We start from the raw sequence: 18978 nt of genomic DNA on the forward strand, positions 1-18978 counted from the left end.
TCGGGGTACGACGTCACGGGGGTCGGGGCCTCCTGCGGGTGCGCGGCGGTCGGGGAGCGGCGGTCCCGGCGGCCGTGGACGGGTGCCGTTCCGTCGATGCGGCCGGTCTCGTCGACGCGGTCGGCGCCGCGGGCGCTCGCGGCCTTCTCGGCGGTCACGAAGGCTGCTCCGAGGCCGATGCGGCGGTCCTGCGCAGGCCGCGTTCGATACGGTCGGCGAGGCCCTGGGCCTCGTGGCCGAGACCGGCCTGGGCGGGGGCGGTGGTGGCGTCGGACCGCATCGCGTCGTCGGCGGGCTGGGGCTCGGTGACGGTGCGGCCGTCGGCGAAGCCGGAGACCGCGTACACGACGACGGGGACGTCGGTGAGGACGGAGATGGTCCAGGAGGCCCGCTGGTCGTCGCCGAAGCCGGCGGCGACGGTGCCCTCCGTCGCGTACGGGCGGGGCATCAGGTCGGTGCGCCGGTCGAGGCCGTCCCGTGCGAAGTGGGTCTTCAGGGTGGCCATGCCGGTGGCGTCGGCCTTGGTGAACATCAGGCCGACGGTGGTGACGCTGCTGCGGGTCGCGTCGGTGTAGGTGGCGCGCAGCAGCCGCAGGCAGCCGACGGGGGCGAGGGCCTGGCGCAGCAGAGGGTCGAAGGCGTCGGCGCAGTCGCTGTCGGGGGCGACGGCGACGCGGGTCCAGGTGCGGTCGGTGCCGCCGGGTCCGGCGCCCTCTCCCTGGACGGTGGGCGGGAACAGTTGGTCGACGGGTACGCCGTGCCAGAGTGCGCCGGCCGCGGCGAAGCCGACGCGGGTGCCGTCCGGGCCCGAGTCGCCGGTGAGCCAACTGCCCGCCGCCGCGCCGCCGATGAGTCCGAAGCCGAGCACCACGCAGGCGGCCATCGCCGCGGCGCGGGCGCCGGTGGGGCGCGGCCTGCGCCGTACGTCGCCATCCGACTCGGCCGGGGTCCACGGCGAGGTGTCGGGCTCGGCGAACGTCACGTAGGGCCGCCCGGAGCTGCCGCCGAGCGCGTCGTCGAGGGCGTCGGCGGACCGCCGGGAAGGCCCGGAGGGCGGCTGCCACGCTCCCGGATGACCGGGGTCCCCGGGGCGCATCCGCAGGCCGGCCCCGGTACCGCCGTCCTGGTCCGCCGGTCGGTCGGCCCGGCGGGGCGGGGTGGTGTCGGAGCGTGCTTCGGGCATGCCCGGCTCCGCGGGGGCGGCAGGTGCGACGCGGCGCGGTGTCGGTGTCGGTGTCGGTGTCGGTGTCGTGAGCCTCGTGGGGCGGCCCGTAGGGCGGGGTGCGGGGGTGGGCGGGGCGTCGGGGAAGCGGGCCGAGGCCGCAGGAGGTGGTGGGGTCGCGCCGCCGGCCGCGGCGGTCCTGCGGAAGTCGGAGAAGCGCGGGTGTTCGGCACGGTTGCGTGAGGCCGGGCCGCCGTCCGACGTGGAGCCCTGCGCGGGCCGCCGGCCGGGGATCGGGCCGGCCCCCTGCGCGGGTACGGGCGCCGAGCCGGCCCGCTCGCCGGAACCGCGGTGCTCCCGTGACGTCCGGGCGGCGTCCGAGCCGTGCGGGACGCGCTGCCCGTCTCCCCGCTCCCGCCGCCGGTCGTCCCCGGGCGCGCCCTGGGGCGTGGAGGGTGCCGAGGAAGGGCGGGGAGGAGCCGTGGGCCGCGCGGGCACTCCGGTCGTGGGCGGTCGCTCGGGACGCCGTGGCACGGCCGGCGTCTCGCCGGTGGACGGCGTCCGGCCCGGTCGCGGCGGCGGGGCCGACGAGGAGCCGTGCGAGGGCCCCGTCCCCGACCCGCCCCTGTGCGGGGCGGCGGGCAACGATCCGTCGGAGCGCCCCGACGGCGGCCCGTCGGAGGCCCACCCCTCGGAGGTGCCCCCCGCGGAGGCGTTCCCGGCCGACGCGCGGGCACCGCCGGAACCGGAGGCGAGGTTCCCGGCGGACGGCCGACCGCCGGGAGCGCCCCCGAAGAACGGGCGCGGTCCGAACACGTTCTCACCCGTCTTGGGCGCGCGGGGCGGCCGTCCGCCGTTCGCGCGCGCGTCGGAGACGCTGTCGCCCGTGCTGCGTGCGCCGGAGCCGCTGCCGAGGAAGGGGCGTGCCCCCGGCGCGCCACCGCTGGGTGCCTGGGTGCCGAAGTCGCCCTCGTCGGACGGGCGTTCGTCCCTCGGGGTGTCGGGGGAAGGGGCGGGCTCGCGGCGCGGCGACGGGGTGTCGGTGGGGGGCACGGCGCTCTGGGGTGGGGTGTTCGGCGGCGCGGGGACGCGCGGCGGTGTCGAGGGGCGCCTCGGTGGGCGTGGGGGGATGGAGGCGCGACGCGCTTCCGTGCTCATGCACCCCCCGTTTCCTCGAGCCCGGGCCGACCCGGAGCCGTCCGGGCCCCGGTCGCCCGTGGGGGCGACCGGCACGCATGCGACGGGACCGCTCCCCTGGACATGCGCCACACCACGGGCCGACCGCACCCGTGGTCACACCACACGCAAGCCATACCCGTGGCAGCGGATCGGCATCCCCGTCGAGGTCGTCCCCTGCGTTCGCGTCACTCTACGGGTTGCCCGGGGTCCAGCGGGAACCAGTCGGCGGCACCGGGGCTTTAGCCCGGAACGTCCCCCTACCCTGCGGTAATCATGTCTGGCAGGCTTCGTTCATGACTGCGCGCGCCGCCGACCGGGCCCGCTACGACCGGGCCACCGCTCATCTCGACGCACCTCTGGCGATCGTCGACCTCGACGCCTTCGACGCGAACGCCGACGACCTCGTCCGCAGGGCCGGCGGCAAGCCGATCCGCGTCGCGAGCAAGTCCGTTCGCTGCCGGGCGCTGTTGGAGAGAGTCCTGGCCCGGGAGGGCTTCCAGGGCATCATGTCGTTCACCCTCGCCGAGTCCTTGTGGCTGGCCCGTTCGGGGTTCGACGACATCCTCCTCGCCTACCCGTCCGCCGACCAGGACGCCTTCGCGGAACTGGCGGGCGACCCCAAGCTCGCCGCCGCCGTCACGGTGATGGTCGACGACCCCGCCCACCTGCAGCTGATCGAGAACTCCCGGCGCGGCGGCACCGAAGTGGTGCGCGTCTGCCTGGAGTTGGACACCTCGCTGAAGTTCCTCGGGGGCCGGGTGCGGGTCGGGGCGCGGCGTTCGCCGCTGCACTCCCCCGAGCAGGTCGCCGAGGTGGCGCGGGCCGTGGCCGAGCGGCCCGGGTTCAAGCTGGTGGGGATCATGGCCTACGAGGGTCACATCGCCGGTGTGGGCGACTCGGTGGCCGGGCGGCCCCTGCGTTCGCGGGCGGTGCGGTTGATGCAGGCCACCGCGCGGAGGGAGCTGGCCGCCCGCCGGGCCGAGGTCGTCCGTGCCGTACGGCGGGTGGCGCCCGACCTGGAGTTCGTCAACGGCGGCGGCACGGGCAGCGTGCAGCACACGGCGGCGGAGGACGCGGTCACCGAGATCGGTGCCGGGTCCGGGCTCTACGTGCCCCGCCTCTTCGACAACTACACGTCGTTCAGTGGGCGTCCGGCCGCGCTGTTCGCGATGCCCGTGGTCCGGCGGCCGGGGGTGGGCGTGGTGACCGTGCTCGGTGGCGGCTACCCGGCCTCCGGTGCCGCGGGACCGGACCGGCTGCCGGTGCCGTATCTGCCGGAGGGGCTGAAGTACGACCCGCAGGAGGGGCCGGGCGAGGTGCAGACCCCGTTGCTCGGCGCGGCCGCGGACGATCTGCTGCTCGGCGACAAGGTGTGGTTCCGGCACGCCAAGGCCGGTGAGCTGTGCGAGCGGTTCGACGTGCTGCACCTGGTGGAGGGCGACGAGGTGACGGCGACGGTCCCGACGTACCGGGGCGAGGGGCACACCTTCCTGTAGGTCCCGGGCGCGGCGGGGCCCGGCGCGTCAGCGCGGGCCCAGGCTGCTGCCCACTCCCCCGCCGGTCTCCTCGTCGCCGAGCGTCCGGATGCCGCGGACGATCCGGTCGATGTCGCCGACCGGCGGGCCGTCGTCGCCCGCGTCGACGGCGAACCGGACGAGGACGGGTGCCTCGGAGCCGACGCCGGACGGGAAGACGAGGGACTGGACGTACCCGCCGGGCCCGGCGTCGGTGGTGACCCGCCAGCGCACGAAGTAGCCGGCGCGGCCCGCGACGGCGACCGATCCGGAGCCGACGACCTCGTGTCCGGTGATGCCGTTGTACGGGCGCCGGTCCAAATCGTCGCGGTCGTACGCGTCGTTCGCGGCGTCCTCGATGTCGTTCTCGGCGAGGACCTTGGGGGACGTCTCGTCGCTCTGGGTGACGGTGCGCGAGTAGACCCAGCCGCTGCGGCACAGGCCGTCGTCACCGGGGCAGTCGTAGGTGCCGTCGGTGACGAGGACGGCGTCCTCGTCGGCGTCCTGGCCGTCGGTCCAGCCGTCGAGGACCGGGAAGGTGATGCCGTTGAGGTCGTCCACGACGACGGAGGCGTCGTCGCCGCTGGTCCCGGAGGGGGACGAGGAGGGAGCGGCCGGGGACGGGCTGCGGTCGTCGCCGGAGGAGGGGGCGGAGGGGGCCGTCCGCGTCGTGCGACCCCCGTCGCCGTCGCCGCCCAGGACGAGGACGCCGGTGACCGCGCCCGCGACCAGTACGGCCCCGGCGGCGGCGAGCGCGACCGCCTTGGTGCGTCCGAGGCCCTGGGCGGGCCGGGGCCGGACCGGCGGCGGGACGGGCGGCTGCTCCGGCTGGCGCCGGTGGTCGGTCCACGCGGACCCGTCCCACCAGCGTTCGGTGAGCGGGTAGGACGGGTCGCGGTACCAGCCGGGCGGCGGCGAACTGCTCATCCCGGCACTCTAATCACACCGACGGGTCGGCGTTCGGCGTGCCCTGACGGACCGAGCCTTCTAGAGGGGAGTGACGTAGGCGCCCGAGATGCCGCCGTCGACGAGGAAGTCGGTGGCGTTGACGAAGGACGAGTCGTCGCTCGCGAGGAAGGCCACGGCGGCGGCGATCTCGTCGGCCTCCGCGAACCGCCCGAGCGGGATGTGCACCAGCCGGCGCGCGGCCCGCTCGGGGTCCTTGGCGAACAGCTCCTGCAGCAGCGGGGTGTTGACCGGGCCGGGGCACAGGGCGTTGACGCGGATGCCCTCCCGCGCGAACTGCACGCCCAGCTCGCGGGACATGGCCAGCACACCGCCCTTGGAGGCCGTGTACGAGATCTGGGAGGTCGCCGCGCCCATCCGGGCCACGAAGGAGGCGGTGTTGATGATGGAGCCCCGGCCCTGGCGCCGCATGTACGGGATGGCCGCCTTGCAGCACAGGTACACGGAGGTGAGGTTGACCTCCTGGACGCGCTTCCACGCCTCCAGCCCGGTCTCCAGGATGGAGTCGTCGTCGGGCGGGGAGATGCCCGCGTTGTTGAAGGCGATGTCGACGCTGCCGTAGGTGTCGTACGCGGCCTTGAACAGCGCCTCCACCTGCTCGGCGTCGGTGACGTCGACCTTCACGAAGATCCCGCCGACCTCCTCGGCGGCCGCCTTGCCGCGCGCCTCGTCCACGTCGCCGCAGACGACGTGGGCGCCCTCGGAGGCGAGTCGGCGGGCGGCGGCGAGGCCGATGCCGCTGCCGGCACCGGTGATGACGGCGGTGCGGCCGACGAGTCGGCGGCAGATGGTGTCCTGGGGCTGGGTCACAGTGCGGGGCCCTCCGTGCTGATGAAGACGTTCTTGGTTTCGGTGAAGGCGGTCAGGGCGTCCGGGCCGAGCTCGCGGCCGATGCCGGACTGCTTGAAGCCGCCGAAGGGCGTCCAGTAGCGGACGCTGGAGTGGGAGTTGACGGACAGGTTGCCCGCGCGGACGGCCTGGGAGACGCGCAGGGCGCGGCCGACGTCCCGGGTCCAGATGGAGCCGGAGAGGCCGTACGGGGTGTCGTTGGCGAGGCGGATCGCGTCGGCCTCGTCGGCGAAGGGGAGGACGACGGCGACCGGGCCGAAGACCTCCTCGGCGGCCACGCGCGCGTGCGGTTCGACGCCGGTGAGGACGGTCGGCGGGAACCAGAAGCCGGGGCCCTCGGGGGCCTTGCCGCGGATGCCGGGCGCGTCCGGGTCGACGTAGGCGCGGACGCGGTCGCGCTGGACGGCGGAGATCAGCGGGCCCATCTGGGTCTGCTCGTCGGCCGGGTCGCCGACGCGGACCGACTCGATGCCGGGGGCGAGGAGTTCGAGGAAGCGGTCGTGGACGGAGGCCTGCACGAGGATGCGGGTGCGGGCGCAGCAGTCCTGGCCGGAGTTGTCGAGGAACGACATGGGGGCGGCGGCCGCCGCGGCTTCGAGGTCGGAGTCGGCGAAGACGATGTTGGGGCTCTTGCCGCCGAGTTCGAGGGTGACGCGCTTGAGGAGCGCGGAGCCCTTGGCCAGCACCTGCTTGCCGACGGCGGTCGACCCGGTGAAGACGATCTTCGCGACGCCGGGGTGTTCGACGAGGGCGTTGCCCGCGACGGCGCCGTGTCCGGGCAGGACCTGGAACAGCCCCTCGGGGAGTCCCGCCTCGTGTGCCAGCTCCGCGAGGCGCAGGGCGGTGAGCGGGGTGGTCTCGGCGGGCTTGAGGATCACCGCGTTGCCCGCCGCGAGCGCGGGGGCGACACCCCACGCGGCGATGGGCATGGGGAAGTTCCAGGGTGCGATCACGCCGACCACACCGAGGGGTTCGAGGAGGGTGACGTCCAGGCCGCCGGGGACGGGGATCTGGCGTCCGGTGAGCCGTTCGACGCCGCCGGCCGCGTAGTCGAGCAGGTCGCGGACGTTGCCGGCCTCCCAGCGGGCGTTGCCGATGGTGTGCCCGGCCTCGCGGACCTCCAGGAGGGCCAGTTCCTCGCGGTGCTCGTCCACGGTGACGGCGAAGCGGCGCAGCAGCCGGGCCCGGTCGGCGGGCGCGAGCGCGGCCCAGGCCCGCTGGGCCTTCGTGGCCAGGGAGACGGCCGCGTCGACGTCCGCCGGGCCGGCGGCGGGGACGGTGGCGACGACCTCCTCGGTGGCGGGGTTCAGTACCTGGAGCTGCTGCTCGTACTGCGGGGACTGTCCGGACACGTAAGGGCCCTTCCGCGGGGAGTGGTTCACAGGCGTTCGAAGGAGCGGCGCAGCTCCCAGTCGGTGACGGCGGCGTCGAACGCGGCCAGTTCGACCCGCGCCATGTTGAGGTAGTGGGCGACGACCTCGTCACCGAAGGCGGCCTTGGCGATGGGGCTGTTGCCCCACAGTTCGGCGGCCTCGCGCAGGGTGGTCGGCACATGGGCGTACGCGCCGGCGTACGCGTTGCCCTCGCACACCTCGGGGAGTTCCAGCTTCTGCTCGATGCCGTACAGCCCGGCCGCGACGAGTCCGGCGACGGCGAGGTGCGGGTTGACGTCGCCGCCGGGGAGCCGGTTCTCGAACCGCATGGAGCGGCCGTGGCCGACGACCCGCAGGGCGCAGGTCCGGTTGTCGTGGCCCCAGGCGACGGCGGTGGGGGCGAAGGAGCCGGGCTGGAACCGCTTGTAGGAGTTGATGTTGGGCGCGTACAGCAGCGAGAAGTCGCGGAGCGCGGCGAGCTGCCCGGCGAGGAAGTACCGCATGACCTGGGACATCCCGTGGCCGTCGGCCATCACGTTGGTGCCGTCGGCGTCCGCGAGGGACAGGTGGATGTGGCAGGAGTTGCCCTCGCGCTCGTTGTACTTGGCCATGAAGGTGAGGGAGACGCCCTCCTGGGAGGCGATCTCCTTGGCGCCGGTCTTGTAGATGGCGTGCTGGTCGCAGGTGACCAGGGCGTCGTCGTACTTGAAGGCGATCTCGTGCTGGCCGGGGTTGCACTCGCCCTTGGCGGACTCGACGGTCAGCCCGGCGCCCGCCATCTCGTTGCGGATCCGCCTGAGGAGGGGCTCGATGCGGCCGGTGCCGAGGACCGAGTAGTCGATGTTGTACTGGTTGGCCGGGGTGAGGCCCTGGTACCCGGCGTCCCATGCCTGCTCGTAGGTGTCCTTGAAGACGATGAACTCCAGCTCCGTGCCGACCTTGGCGGTCCAGCCCAGTTCGGCGAGGCGCTCCAGCTGGCGGCGGAGGATCTGGCGGGGCGCGGCGACGACCGGGGAGCCGTCGCTCCAGGCGAGGTCGGCGATCAGCAGGGCCGTGCCCTCGTTCCACGGCACCCGGCGCAGGGTGGACAGGTCCGGGTGCATGGCGAAGTCTCCGTAGCCGCGGTCCCAGGAGGACATCGCGTAGCCGTCGACGGTGTTCATCTCGGTGTCGACGGCGAGGAGGTAGTTGCAGCCCTCGGTGCCGTGGTCGAGGACCTCGTCGAGGAAGAAGCGGGCGGCGAACCGCTTGCCCTGGAGTCGCCCTTGCATGTCGGGGAAGGCCAGGACGACAGTGTCGATCTCGCCGCCCGCGACGAGGGCGTGCAGTTCCTCGACGGAGAGCGGGGGTGTGCGGTCTGCCACGGGAAAGCCTCCTAGGGGCTTCTTCGGCCATCCGGGAGCCATAAGGTATTACCCGGAACCATTTATGGGAAGGGGGTACCGTCGCATGTCGCGGACAGGGGCGGGACCAGACAGTCCGTGGGCGGACGACCGGCTGGCGTCCGTACTGCGTCCGGTGCGGGCGGGCAACGGCTTCGAGGAGGCCCTGGAGCAGATCCTCCAGGTGGTCCGGCTCGGCCTGGTGCCGGGCGGCGAGCGCCTGCCGGCCGAGCGCGACCTGGCCGAACGGCTCGGGATCAGCCGGGTGACGCTGCGCGAGGTGCTGAAGGTGCTGCAGGAGCAGGGCCTGGTCGAGGCGCGCCGCGGACGCTACGGAGGAACGTTCGTGCTGCCGCGCGCCGAGTCCCCGGGCGAGGACGAACTGCGCAGGCGGCTGAAGGACATCGACGTCGAGGACACGCTGCGCTTCCGCGAGGTGCTGGAGGTGGGCGCCGCCGGGCTGTGCGCGGCGCACAGCCTGACCGACGAGCAGGCCGAGCGACTGCGCACGGCGCTGGCCCGCACCCGTGACGCGCCGCTCGCGGAGTACCGCCGCCAGGACACCCTGCTCCACCTGACCCTCGCCGAACTGTCCGGCTCCCCCTCGCTCGCCGCCCAGTACGCCGGTGTGCGCGCCGCGGTGAACGACCTCCTCGACTGCATCCCCCTGCTGGTGCGCAACCTGGAGCACTCGCAGCAGCAGCACACGACGCTGGTGGAGGCCGTGCTCGACGAGGACGCCGAGGCGGCGCGGGAGATCATGCGGGAGCACTGCGCGGGCACGGCGGCCCTGCTGCGCGGCTTCCTCGGGTGAGACCGACAGGCCCGGCGGGGCCCGCCCGGACGGCGACGGATTTACGACGGCTTAACGCAGGGGTATTGCTTTTCGGTCACCCGCCCCACAAAGGTATGGATCCATTCCTTTGAGTGGGGAGAGTGCCCATGTCCCTGAGAGCCTCGGACACCGCCGAAGCGGCGGACGACTACCTGGAGCGCAGGACGCTCCGCCGGGGAAGCGCCGGCTGGGTGTTGCTGACCGGCCTCGGCGTCGCCTATGTCGTCTCCGGCGACTACTCCGGCTGGAACCTCGGCCTGGCGAAGGGCGGCTTCGGCGGTCTGGCGATCGCCACGGTGCTCATGGGCACCATGTACGCCTGCATGGTCTTCGCCCTCGCCGAACTCTCCGCGATCCTGCCCACGGCGGGCGGTGGCTACGGCTTCGCCCGCCGGGCGCTCGGCCCGTGGGGCGGCTTCCTGACCGGCACGGCGATCCTGATCGAGTACGTGCTCGCACCCGCCGCGATCGTGATCTTCATCGGTGACTACGTCGAGTCGCTGGGCCTGTTCGGCCTGACGTCCGGCTGGCCGGTGTACCTGTTCTGCTTCGCCGTGTTCATCGGCATCCACCTGTGGGGCGTGGGCGAGGCGCTGATCGCCAGCTTCGTCGTCACCGGTATCGCGGTCCTCGCCCTGATCGTGTTCGCCCTGGGCGCGCTGCCCGACTTCAGCGTGTCCGCCCTCGACGACATCCCGGTCGAGACCTCCGCGTTCGGCGCGAACTCCTGGCTGCCCATGGGGCTGCTCGGCATCTGGGCCGCGTTCCCCTTCGGCATGTGGTTCTTCCTGGGCGTGGAGGGCGTGCCGCTCGCCGCCGAGGAGACGAGGAACCCGGCCCGTACGCTGCCGAAGGCGATCCGCTGGTCGATGGGCATCCTCGTGGTGCTCGCGGTGATGACCTTCTTCGCCGCGGCCGGGGCGCGCGGCTCCAGCGCCATCCAGGCGGCCGGCAACCCCCTGGTCGAGGCGCTCCAGCCGGACGGCAGGGCCACACCGCTGAGCCGGTTCGTGAACTACGCCGGTCTGGCCGGCCTCGTGGCCTCCTTCTTCTCCCTGATCTACGCCGGTTCCCGGCAGCTGTTCGCCCTGTCCCGGGCCGGCTACCTCCCCCGGGTCCTCTCCCTCACCAGCAGCCGCAAGGCCCCGTACCTGGGTCTGCTGGTACCGGGTGCGATCGGCTTCGCACTGGCCGCGGCCACGGGCAACGGCGGACGGATGCTGAACATCGCCGTCTTCGGCGCGACCATCAGTTACGCGCTGATGTCCCTCTCGCACATCGTCCTGCGGCGCCGGGAGCCGCAGCTGGAACGGCCGTACCGCACGCCGGGCGGCATCCTGACCTCGTCGGTGGCCCTGGTCCTCGCCTGCTCGGCGCTGGTGGCGACGTTCCTGGTGGACGTGACGGCCGCGCTCATCGCGCTCGGCGTCTACGCGGCCGCGGCGGTCTACTTCGGGCTCTACAGCCGCAAGCACCTGGTGGCGAAGGCACCGGAGGAGGAATTCGCGGCGCTGGCCGCAGCCGAGGCAGAGTTGGCACGGGACTGAACCGTTGTCCCGAAGTCCTCTGCGAGTCATCAGTCAGGAGCACGTGTGACCAGGCCGTTGATCGGTGTGAGTACGTATCTGGAGGCGGGCGCGCGCTGGGGCGTCTGGGAGCTGGAGGCCGCGTTGCTGCCGGTCGGCTACCCCCGGCTCGTGCAGGCGGCGGGCGGTGTCGCCGCGATGCTCCCGCCGGACGACCCGTCGCACGCCTCCGCGGCGGTGGCACGTGTCGACGGCCTGGTCATCGCGGGCGGCCCCGACGTGGACCCCGTCCACTACGGCGCCGAGCGCTCCCCGCGCTGTGGGCCTCCCACGCCCGAGCGCGACGCCTGGGAGCTGGCGCTGATCCGGGCGGCGCTGGAATCCGGGACGCCGCTGCTGGGCATCTGCCGGGGCATGCAGCTGCTGAACGTGGCACTCGGCGGCACGCTCGTCCAGCACATCGACGGGCACGTGGCCGAGGTGGGGGTCTTCGGCCGTCACTCCGTGAAGCCGGTGCCGGGAACCCGGTACGCCGAGATCGCGCCCGAGGCGGCCGACGTGCCGACGTACCACCACCAGGCCGTCGACCGCCTCGGTCAGGACCTGGTGGCGTCGGCGTTCGCGACGGACGACGGCACGGTGGAGGCGATCGAACTGCCGGCCCCCGCGTGGGTCCTGGGCGTGCAGTGGCATCCCGAGATGGGCGAGGACCTGGGGGTGATGCGGGCGCTCGTACGGGCAGCGTCGTGACGGCGGGCACGGCCGGAGGGCTGGGTGTCCCAGCGCTCGGACACGGAGGGCTGGACGCCAGGAGGCTGGACGCCGGGCTGGATGTCCCAGGGCTGAGTCCCGGGCATCCAGGGGCGCGGGGAACCGCGCGACCAGCCACGACGCACCTGCGGCGCGCCACCGGGCCGGACCCACTGGGGCGAGGGGATCGCGCCCCTGGGATGCCGGGAGCTGATCCCCGGCATCCCACCGTTCAGTCGGCGGCCGGCGTGCCGCCCCGGGTCAGCCCCAACAGGTCCCGCGCCGGGCCCGCCGGCCGGTGGCCCGTCGGCCAGACCGCCCGCAGCGCGCGGCGGAGGCGGACCCCGTCGACGGGGATCCGGACGAGCCGGCGGGCGGACAGCTCCTCCCCCAGAGCCAGTTCGCTGAGGACGGCCGGACCGGCCCCGCTGAGCGCGGACGACTTCACCGCCGTGGTGGACGACAGCTCGATCAGCGGCCGGGCGAGTCCCCCCAGCGCCGACTCCAGCACCTGCCGCGTCCCGGACCCCTTCTCCCGCAGGATCAGCGGCGTCGACGCCAGCTCAGCCGCCTCCAGCGGCCGGCGCCGACGGGCCCACGGGTGTCCGGGCGCCGTCACCACGATCAGGTGGTCGTGCGCTATCACGACCGCGTCGAGCCCGGCCGGCACCGTCGGCCCCTCCACGAACCCCAGGTCCGCCTCGTCCGCCAGCAGCCGCTCCGCGACGGTCGTGGAGTTGCCCGCGAGCAGTGACACCGCGGTGTCCGGCCGCGCGGCCCGCAGGGCGATCAGCCACCCCGGCAGCAGATACTCGGCGATCGTCATGCTCGCGGCGACCCGGAGCCGTGAGTCCCGCCGGTCCCGCAGCGCCTGCGCGCCCACGTCGAACGCCTCGGCCGCCTCCACGATCCGCCGCGCCCAGTCGGTGACCAGCGCCCCCGCGTCGGTGAGCCGGGAGCCGCGCGGCGACCGGTCGACCAGGGCCACGCCGAGCTGCCGCTCCATGGAGCGGATCCGGCTGCTCGCGGCGGGCTGGGTGATCCCCAGCTCCCGCGCCGCGCGCCCGAGCGAGCCGAGCCGGGCGACCGCCAGCAGCAGTTCGAGGGCTCCCAGATCCGGCACCCGATGGGCCAGCCCGCCCCGCGGCTCCTCCAGCTCACTCATAACGCCAGCTTATGTCCCCATACACACGGACTCCCTGGTGGCCCCGCCTGAGCGGCGAGAGGCTCGGTTGCATGGTCACCCCGGTCCGCCCCGCCCCGCCGTCCCCACAGGCCCCGCCGACCCGCACCACGGGCACCCCGCCGTCCCCACAGGCCCCGCCGGCCACCCCGGCTCGCCCCACGGGCACCCCCTCCCCCGCCACCGACTCCGCCTCCCCAGCACCCTTCGCCCCCGCCGTCCGGGCCGCGTCCTTGCGCCACCTCGGCCCCCAGTGGTACGCCCCCGTCATGGGCACCGCCATCGTCGCCACGGCCGGTGCCGGACTCCCCGGGGACCTCGCGGGCGTCCGGACGGTCTGCGCGGCGGTGTGGGCCCTCGCGCTGCTCGCCCTGGTCGCCGCGCTCGGCGCCCGCGCCCTGCACTGGCGTCACCACCGCGACCAGGCCCGGGCCCATCTCCTCGACCCCGCCGTGGCCCCCTTCTACGGCTGCCTCTCCATGGCCCTGCTCGCCGTTGGCGGCGGCGCCCTCGTGATCGGCCGGGACTGGATCGGCCTGCGAGCGGCCGTCGTGCTGGATGCCGTGCTGTTCGGCGCCGGCACGCTCGTCGGGGTCGGCGCGGCGGTCGTCGTGCCGTATCTGCTGATCGTCCGGCACCGTGTGGAGCCCGGCCGGGTCACCCCCGTCCTGCTGCTCCCCCTGGTGGCGCCGATGGTGTCGGCCGCGCTGGGTCCGCTCCTCGTCCCGCACCTGCCGCACGGTCAGGCCCGGCAGACCCTCCTGTTCGGCTGTCTCGCGCTGTTCGGGCTGAGCCTGCTGGCGACACTGCTGGTGCTGCCGCTGGTCGTGGCGCGCCTGGTGACGGTGGGGCCGCTGCCGCTCGCGGTGACGCCGAGCCTGTTCCTGGTGCTGGGCCCGCTCGGCCAGTCGGCCACCGCAGCCGGCAACCTCGCGGACGCCGCGCCCGCCGCCCTGCCCGCGTCATCGCCGTACGGGTCCGCCCTCGCCGTGCTGTACGGGGTGCCGGTCATGGGTTTCGCGCTGCTGTGGTTCGCCCTCGCCGGGGCCATGGCCGTGCGGGCGCGGAGGCGGGGCATGAGGTTCTCGATGGGCTGGTGGGCGTTCACCTTCCCGGTGGGCACGTGTGTGACCGGCGCGGAGGGCCTCGCCCGGCACACGGGGCTGGTCGCCCTCGACGTCCTCGCCGTCGCGCTGTACACGCTGCTGCTGGCGGCCTGGACGACGGCCGCCGCCCGTACCGTGCGGGGGCTGGTCAGCGGAGAGCTGCTCGCAGGGCCTCGCCGAGCACCCGCGGCGCCTCGACCAGCGACGGCCCGTACCAGGTGAGATGGCGTCCGCTCAGCAACGCGCACGGCAGGCCGGGGAACGCCTCGGGGCCGTCGTCGGCGGTGAAGCGGTACGGCTCGTCGGGGAGGACCACGACGTCGGGGGCGGCGGCGCGCAACTCCTCGACGCGCACCTTGGGGTAGCGCTCGGCGTGTCCGCCGTACAGGTTGTCCACGCCGAGCCGGGCAAGGACGTCCCCGGCGAAAGTGTCCCGGCCGAGCACCATCCAGGGCCGCCGCCAGATGGGCACCACGGCCCTCGACCGGCGGTCCGGGTCCGGCAGCCCGGTCCACGCCGACTCGGCCTCGTCGAGCCAGCCGGGCCGCGACCGGGCGCCGCAGGCCCGCAGGACGCGCTCCAGTTCGGTGAAGGCCGCGGGGACGCCGCGCACCTCGGTGACGAGGACCTCGACGCCCGCCTCGCGCAGGGCGGCCACGTCGACGGCGCGGTTCTCCTCCTCGTTGGCGACCACCAGGTCGGGGGCGAGCCGCACGATCGCGTCGATCACGGGGTTCTTGGTGCCGCCGATCCGTACGACGTCGAGATCACGCGGGTGGTCGCACCAGTCGGTGGCGCCGACCAGCGCGCCCGGCAGCGTGACCGCGACGGCCTCGGTCAGGGACGGGACGAGGGAGACGACACGCGGCACGGCGTCACGTCCCCCTGCGGTGCCGGTCCTCCAGCGCCTCGATGTGGTCGGCGACGGCGACCACGACGACGCGCGTGTCGGGGACGGTGGCCCGCCAGCGGTGCCGAACGCCACCGGACATGTACAGCGTGTCGCCGCGCCCCAGGCGGTGGGCGCGGCCCTCGGCCTCGACCTCGACGGCGCCCTCGACGACGTACATCAGCTCGTCGTTGCGGTGCTGGACCTCGCGGCCCTCGTCGTGGTCGCCGGTGAACTCCATGGCGTGCAACTGGTGGTGACCACGCACGAGGGAGCGCGCGCGGGAGACGGGGGGCGCGAGGCAGTCGTCCTCGGCGCGCACGACATCGACGCTGCACGCCGGGTCGGCCGCGGCGAGCAGTTCGACGGCCGTGGTGCCGAGGGCGTCCGCGATGCGTTCCAGGGAGGGCTTGCTGGGGCGGGCGCGCTCGTTCTCGACCTGGCTGAGGAAGGGAACCGACAGGCCGCTGCGCTCGGCCACGGCCGAGAGCGTGAGCTCCAGTGTCCGGCGCCGCCGCCGGACGGCCGCGCCCACCCGAAGGGGCTGCTCTTTGTGGTCGCCCATAGCTCCGGCTCCCTCCTTCGCTCGTCGCTCTTGGTCCGGGGTCTTCGTCCGCGGACGGGACCGGGAGCGCCCACGGCTCCACGTACGGAGGGTCGACGGCCCGGCACTCATCCGGCGCGGTTCTCCTGATGAGTTCTCTGCACCCTACGCATGTTCGGCAAACCGTTTCACGTGGCCGTCACATCCCCGTGAACCCGTCGGGGAGTGATGCTCAGGGTTCACGCCAGCGAGAGAGCCGCTCCGGCCGCCCAGCCGGGCGCTTGGCGTGATCCCGTCGGTACGTTCCGTCACCGGTCCGGGCGGCCGGCCGGACCGCAGTTGACGCTGGGTCGCGTACGAGTGCCGGTACCGGCCGACGAGTTCGAGCCCGGCCCAGGCGCGCGGGGCGGAGCGGTTGTCCGGATCTTTCCCGTACGCCAGTACGTGACCGCCCCGCCCGTTCGGCACGGGTGTCGGGGCGATCACGTCGCGTTGCCCGGCCAGCGGGTCCCGGCGACCGGGGCGAGCTTGTCGACGATGCCCGGGCTCTCCTTCAGCCAGGCGCTGACGCCCTCCTGGTGGCCCTTGCCGGTGTCCTCGATGGCGCCCTCCAGCGCGGTGAGCTGTGCCTCGGTGAGCTTGAAGTCCTTCAGCCACCGGGCGACCCGGGGCTCCTTCGCCGGGCAGCCCTCGCGGCCGAGGACGTGGATCCCGTCGCCCGAGCCGAAGGCCTTCCCGGGGTCGGCCGGCTTGGTCGGACGGTACGTGTCGTACGCCCGGTGCGGCGACCACGGGGTGACCGCGCACGGGGCGCGGCGGTTGCGTCGGGGGCCCGCCGTCGGCGCCGTACGGCATGATGCGGGACGTGACTGGACGCCTGATGCTTCTCGACACCGCCTCCCTGTACTTCCGCGCCTACTTCGGCGTGCCGGAGTCCGTGAAGGCCCCGGACGGCACCCCGGTGAACGCGGTGCGCGGGCTGCTGGAGTTCATCGACCGCCTGGTGAAGGACCACCGGCCGACGGATCTGGTGGCGTGCATGGACGCGGACTGGCGGCCCCGGTGGCGGGTCGACCTCATCCCCTCCTACAAGGCGCACCGCGTGGCCGAGGAGCACGAGGCGGGGCCCGACGAGGAGGAGGTGCCGGACACCCTGTCGCCGCAGGTACCGGTGATCGAGGAGGTGCTGGACGCGCTGGGCATCGCGCGCGTCGGCGTCGCCGGGTACGAGGCGGACGACGTGATCGGCACGTTCACGGCGCTCGCGAAGACCCCGGTGGACATCGTCACCGGCGACCGGGACCTGTACCAGCTGGTCGACGACGAGCGCGGCGTCCGCGTGCTGTACCCGCTCAAGGGCGTGGGCACCCTCCAGCTCACCGATGAGGCGGTGCTGCGCGAGAAGTATGGAGTGACCGGCCGGGGGTACGCGGATCTGGCGCTGCTGCGCGGGGACCCGAGCGACGGTCTGCCGGGGGTGCCCGGCATCGGTGAGAAGACGGCCGCGAAGCTGCTCGCTCACTTCGGCGACCTGGCCGGGATCATGGCCGCGGTCGACGATCCGGCGGCGGGACTCACGCCGTCGCAGCGCACACGGCTGGACGGGGCGCGCGCGTACGTGGCGGTCGCACCGAAGGTGGTGCGGGTCGCCTCGGACGTGCCGCTCCCCGATGTCGACACCGCCCTGCCGAAGGCGCCGCGGGACGCGGCGGCGCTGGAGGCCCTGGCCGCCCGCTGGGGCCTGGGAGGATCGTTGCAGCGGCTGCTCACCACGCTGCGGGGGTGACGGCCGCGGGTCGTGCCGCGGGACGGCGGTGACCGGTGCGGGCGGGGGCCGCTCCTGACGGGGCGGGGCGTGCGCCGTGGGCGGGGCGACACTGGAGTGGTGAGGCGTCTGAGGCGCGACTCACCTCGCGAAGTGCTCGCCCCATGGTCGAGGATGGGGTGATTTCCGGGGGGAGATGGTAACTTAGGTAAGCCTTACTAGGTATTCGGGAGGCCGTCATGGCAGAGCGTCCGGTACGCAGGAGCCCCAAGCCCCACTCCGCGCGAGTCGTCCGCACCGAGCGGCTCACCCCGCACATGCAGCGCGTCGTCCTCGGGGGCGACGGTCTCGCCGGTTTCGCCACGCGGGGCAGCACCGACCACTACGTGAAGCTCCTCTTCGGCCCGGACGGCGTGACGTACCCGGAGCCGTTCGATCTGGAGCGCATCCGTGCGGAGATGCCGCGGGAGCAGTGGCCCGTGACCCGGACGTACACCGTGCGCGCCTGGGACGCCGAACTGCGCGAGCTGACCGTCGACTTCGTGCTCCACGGCGACGAGGGCCTCGCCGGCCCCTGGGCGACCCGCGTCCAGCCGGGCGAAACAGTACGGCTCCTGGGCCCGGGCGGCGCGTACGCGCCGAACCCCGAGGCCGACTGGCATCTGCTCGCCGGGGACGAGAGCGCCCTGCCCGCGATCGGCGCCTCCCTGGAGGCCCTGCCCGACGGTGCCCGCGCCCACGCGTTCATCGAGGTCGCCGGCCCCGAGGAGGAGCAGAAGATCGACTCCGACGTGGACGTGGTCTGGCTGCACCGCGGTGACCGCCCCGTCGGCTCGCTGCTCGTCGAGGCGGTGCGCGCGCTGGAGTTCCCCGAGGGCCGACTGCACGCCTTCGTCCACGGCGAGGCGGGCTTCGTCAGGGAGCTGCGCCGACTGCTCCGCGTCGAGCACCAGATCCCCCGCGAGGACCTGTCCGTCTCCGGGTACTGGCGCCTCGGCCACAACGAGGACGGCTGGCAGGCCACGAAGAAGGAGTGGAACGCCCGCGTGGAGGCGGAACAGGACGGCACGACCGCGTCGGCCTGAGCGACGAGGGGCGACGGGGGGCGACAGGCCCCTTCAGGCGCCGTTCGTCGCCGCGTCGGCGAACCGGGCCAACGCGGCCGCGAGTTCCTCCAGGCAGGGGCCCGCCGGGCCGCCCGGTTCGGTCATGTAGACGTCGCGGCGGATCTCGATCATCAGAGCGGTGACCCGTGGGTCCTTCCCGTAGTACTCCAGCGGGACGTACGCGCCACCGAACGGACTGTTGACGCACGTCCCGCCGAACCCCGCGAACGTCTTCCGCGCGAGGGCGAGAAGCTCGGGCGGCGTGTGGAAGGGGTCGCTCCCCAGGCAGATCGGCGGCCGGGGCCCGTCGCCGTGCAGTTCATAGGGGAGGCGCTCGCTCGGGTACGAGTGGACGTCGACGACCACGGCCCGTCCGGTGGCTCCCAGGCGCCGCGCCACCGCGTCGGTCATCGCGGCGGCGTACGGCACGAAGTACGCGTCGACGAGGGGGCGTCCGTCGTGGCCGTCCGGGCGGAGGGCCTCCCCGTGGGTGGTCCTCGTGTAGACGGCGCCCATCCCGACGGCCAGCATCTCCTCCCGCTCGTCGGGGAACCGCTCGGGGTCGACGACCAGCCGCGAGAGCCGGTTGACGAACCTCCAGGGCGTCGTGGCCGCGCGGGCGGCGGCCCGCTCGGCGATCCGGTCCGTGTACGCGTCGGTGATGTGGTCCAACTCCCGCTCCAGCGCGGCGTCGTCGAGGACGATCCCCTCCCGTACGGCCGCCGGTACCACCCGTGAGCCGTGCGGGACGTGCAGGAGCAGGGGGGACTCCGGCGCGCCCGGAAGCAGCCGGTGCGCGGGCGACGCGTCGTTCATCCACGGCTCCTCGCGGTGGGATGGTGCACGGAG

At 74.0% G+C, this 18978-nt stretch carries 16 protein-coding genes and 1 pseudogene; 7 read left to right on the forward strand and 10 right to left on the reverse strand.

Annotated elements, in window-relative coordinates:
• Positions 1-154 precede the first annotated feature (154 nt).
• Positions 155-1183: a hypothetical protein gene (locus tag GSY65_RS06355; RefSeq protein ID WP_236579709.1), complete on the reverse strand. Its 1029-nt coding sequence runs from the start codon at positions 1181-1183 to the stop codon at positions 155-157.
• A gap of 1451 nt (positions 1184-2634) precedes the next feature.
• Between GSY65_RS06355 and GSY65_RS06360 the strand changes: the two genes are divergently transcribed.
• Complete coding sequence (locus GSY65_RS06360; RefSeq protein WP_159766380.1) at positions 2635-3837, forward strand: amino acid deaminase/aldolase; 1203 nt, start codon at positions 2635-2637, stop codon at positions 3835-3837.
• A gap of 27 nt (positions 3838-3864) precedes the next feature.
• On the opposite strand, the gene GSY65_RS06365 is transcribed toward GSY65_RS06360, so the two are convergent.
• The 4 genes from GSY65_RS06365 to GSY65_RS06380 are packed head-to-tail and all read right to left on the reverse strand — an operon-like array spanning position 3865 to position 8407.
• Positions 3865-4782 (reverse strand): DUF2510 domain-containing protein, encoded by a 918-nt coding sequence (locus tag GSY65_RS06365; RefSeq protein WP_159766381.1) that lies wholly within the window; start codon positions 4780-4782, stop codon positions 3865-3867.
• A 60-nt stretch (positions 4783-4842) separates the two neighbouring features.
• Positions 4843-5631, reverse strand: a complete 789-nt coding sequence (locus GSY65_RS06370) for a 3-oxoacyl-ACP reductase (protein WP_159766382.1) — start codon at positions 5629-5631, stop codon at positions 4843-4845.
• Complete coding sequence (locus GSY65_RS06375; protein ID WP_159766383.1) at positions 5628-7022, reverse strand: aldehyde dehydrogenase family protein; 1395 nt, start codon at positions 7020-7022, stop codon at positions 5628-5630. Before GSY65_RS06375 ends, GSY65_RS06370 begins: the two co-directional genes overlap by 4 nt.
• A 26-nt stretch (positions 7023-7048) precedes the next feature.
• A complete protein-coding gene (locus GSY65_RS06380) occupies positions 7049-8407 on the reverse strand; it encodes a glutamine synthetase family protein (RefSeq protein ID WP_159766384.1) in 1359 nt (452 codons plus the stop codon).
• A gap of 85 nt (positions 8408-8492) precedes the next feature.
• Here GSY65_RS06380 and GSY65_RS06385 point away from each other — a divergent pair, with 85 nt between their 5' ends.
• From GSY65_RS06385 to GSY65_RS06395, 3 genes are all read left to right on the forward strand, one after another.
• Positions 8493-9239, forward strand: a complete 747-nt coding sequence (locus GSY65_RS06385; RefSeq protein ID WP_159766385.1) for a FadR/GntR family transcriptional regulator — start codon at positions 8493-8495, stop codon at positions 9237-9239.
• Positions 9240-9367: 128 nt separating this feature from the next.
• On the forward strand, positions 9368-10807 hold the full coding sequence (eat, locus tag GSY65_RS06390; protein WP_159766386.1) for an ethanolamine permease: 1440 nt from the start codon (positions 9368-9370) through the stop codon (positions 10805-10807).
• A 45-nt stretch (positions 10808-10852) separates the two neighbouring features.
• Positions 10853-11536 carry a gamma-glutamyl-gamma-aminobutyrate hydrolase family protein gene (locus GSY65_RS06395; RefSeq protein WP_159766387.1) on the forward strand — a complete coding sequence of 228 codons (684 nt, stop codon included), beginning with the start codon at positions 10853-10855 and terminating at the stop codon, positions 11534-11536.
• Positions 11537-11768: 232 nt separating this feature from the next.
• On the opposite strand, the gene GSY65_RS06400 is transcribed toward GSY65_RS06395, so the two are convergent.
• Positions 11769-12701 (reverse strand): LysR family transcriptional regulator, encoded by a 933-nt coding sequence (locus GSY65_RS06400; RefSeq protein WP_159766388.1) that lies wholly within the window; start codon positions 12699-12701, stop codon positions 11769-11771.
• 287 nt (positions 12702-12988) lie between these two features.
• Between GSY65_RS06400 and GSY65_RS06405 the strand changes: the two genes are divergently transcribed.
• The gene (locus tag GSY65_RS06405; protein WP_236580186.1) at positions 12989-14047 is read left to right on the forward strand and encodes a TDT family transporter; all 1059 of its coding nucleotides are present in this window, start codon (positions 12989-12991) and stop codon (positions 14045-14047) included.
• Here the strand turns inward: GSY65_RS06405 and GSY65_RS06410 are convergent.
• The 3 genes and pseudogenes from GSY65_RS06410 to GSY65_RS06420 form a co-directional block, all read right to left on the reverse strand.
• Positions 13974-14696: a helical backbone metal receptor gene (locus GSY65_RS06410; RefSeq protein ID WP_159766390.1), complete on the reverse strand. Its 723-nt coding sequence runs from the start codon at positions 14694-14696 to the stop codon at positions 13974-13976. The genes GSY65_RS06405 and GSY65_RS06410 overlap by 74 nt on opposite strands.
• A 4-nt stretch (positions 14697-14700) precedes the next feature.
• Positions 14701-15279, reverse strand: coding sequence for a helix-turn-helix domain-containing protein (locus GSY65_RS06415; RefSeq protein WP_159766391.1), 579 nt, complete (start codon positions 15277-15279; stop codon positions 14701-14703).
• Between the two features lie 461 nt (positions 15280-15740).
• A pseudogene (locus GSY65_RS06420) lies at positions 15741-16064 on the reverse strand (glycine betaine ABC transporter substrate-binding protein); the annotation flags it as partial.
• Positions 16065-16114: 50 nt separating this feature from the next.
• Here GSY65_RS06420 and GSY65_RS06425 point away from each other — a divergent pair.
• Positions 16115-17044, forward strand: coding sequence for a 5'-3' exonuclease (locus tag GSY65_RS06425; RefSeq protein WP_236580187.1), 930 nt, complete (start codon positions 16115-16117; stop codon positions 17042-17044).
• A gap of 218 nt (positions 17045-17262) precedes the next feature.
• Positions 17263-18108, forward strand: a complete 846-nt coding sequence (locus GSY65_RS06430; protein WP_159766393.1) for a siderophore-interacting protein — start codon at positions 17263-17265, stop codon at positions 18106-18108.
• 33 nt (positions 18109-18141) lie between these two features.
• Here the strand turns inward: GSY65_RS06430 and GSY65_RS06435 are convergent, their stop codons facing one another.
• Positions 18142-18945, reverse strand: coding sequence for an N-formylglutamate amidohydrolase (locus GSY65_RS06435; protein ID WP_159766394.1), 804 nt, complete (start codon positions 18943-18945; stop codon positions 18142-18144).
• Between the last annotated feature and the right edge of the window lie 33 nt (positions 18946-18978).

Origin of the sequence: Streptomyces sp. HM190, assembly GCF_009857135.1 — a bacterium.
Taxonomy (GTDB): Bacteria; Actinomycetota; Actinomycetes; order Streptomycetales; family Streptomycetaceae; genus Streptomyces; species Streptomyces heilongjiangensis.

What these genes read in the sequence shown, in the direction of transcription:
- GSY65_RS06405 (WP_236580186.1), top strand. Translation starts at nt 12,989, where the DNA reads ATGGGCACCGCCATCGTCGCCACGGCCGGTGCCGGACTCCCCGGGGAC.
- GSY65_RS06425 (WP_236580187.1), top strand. Translation starts at nt 16,115, where the DNA reads ATGCGGGACGTGACTGGACGCCTGATGCTTCTCGACACCGCCTCCCTG.
- GSY65_RS06430 (WP_159766393.1), top strand. Translation starts at nt 17,263, where the DNA reads ATGGCAGAGCGTCCGGTACGCAGGAGCCCCAAGCCCCACTCCGCGCGA.
- GSY65_RS06365 (WP_159766381.1), bottom strand. Translation starts at nt 4,782, where the DNA reads ATGAGCAGTTCGCCGCCGCCCGGCTGGTACCGCGACCCGTCCTACCCG.
- GSY65_RS06435 (WP_159766394.1), bottom strand. Translation starts at nt 18,945, where the DNA reads ATGAACGACGCGTCGCCCGCGCACCGGCTGCTTCCGGGCGCGCCGGAG.
- GSY65_RS06360 (WP_159766380.1), top strand. Translation starts at nt 2,635, where the DNA reads ATGACTGCGCGCGCCGCCGACCGGGCCCGCTACGACCGGGCCACCGCT.
- GSY65_RS06385 (WP_159766385.1), top strand. Translation starts at nt 8,493, where the DNA reads ATGTCGCGGACAGGGGCGGGACCAGACAGTCCGTGGGCGGACGACCGG.
- GSY65_RS06415 (WP_159766391.1), bottom strand. Translation starts at nt 15,279, where the DNA reads ATGGGCGACCACAAAGAGCAGCCCCTTCGGGTGGGCGCGGCCGTCCGG.
- eat (WP_159766386.1), top strand. Translation starts at nt 9,368, where the DNA reads ATGTCCCTGAGAGCCTCGGACACCGCCGAAGCGGCGGACGACTACCTG.
- GSY65_RS06400 (WP_159766388.1), bottom strand. Translation starts at nt 12,701, where the DNA reads ATGAGTGAGCTGGAGGAGCCGCGGGGCGGGCTGGCCCATCGGGTGCCG.
- GSY65_RS06355 (WP_236579709.1), bottom strand. Translation starts at nt 1,183, where the DNA reads ATGCCCGAAGCACGCTCCGACACCACCCCGCCCCGCCGGGCCGACCGA.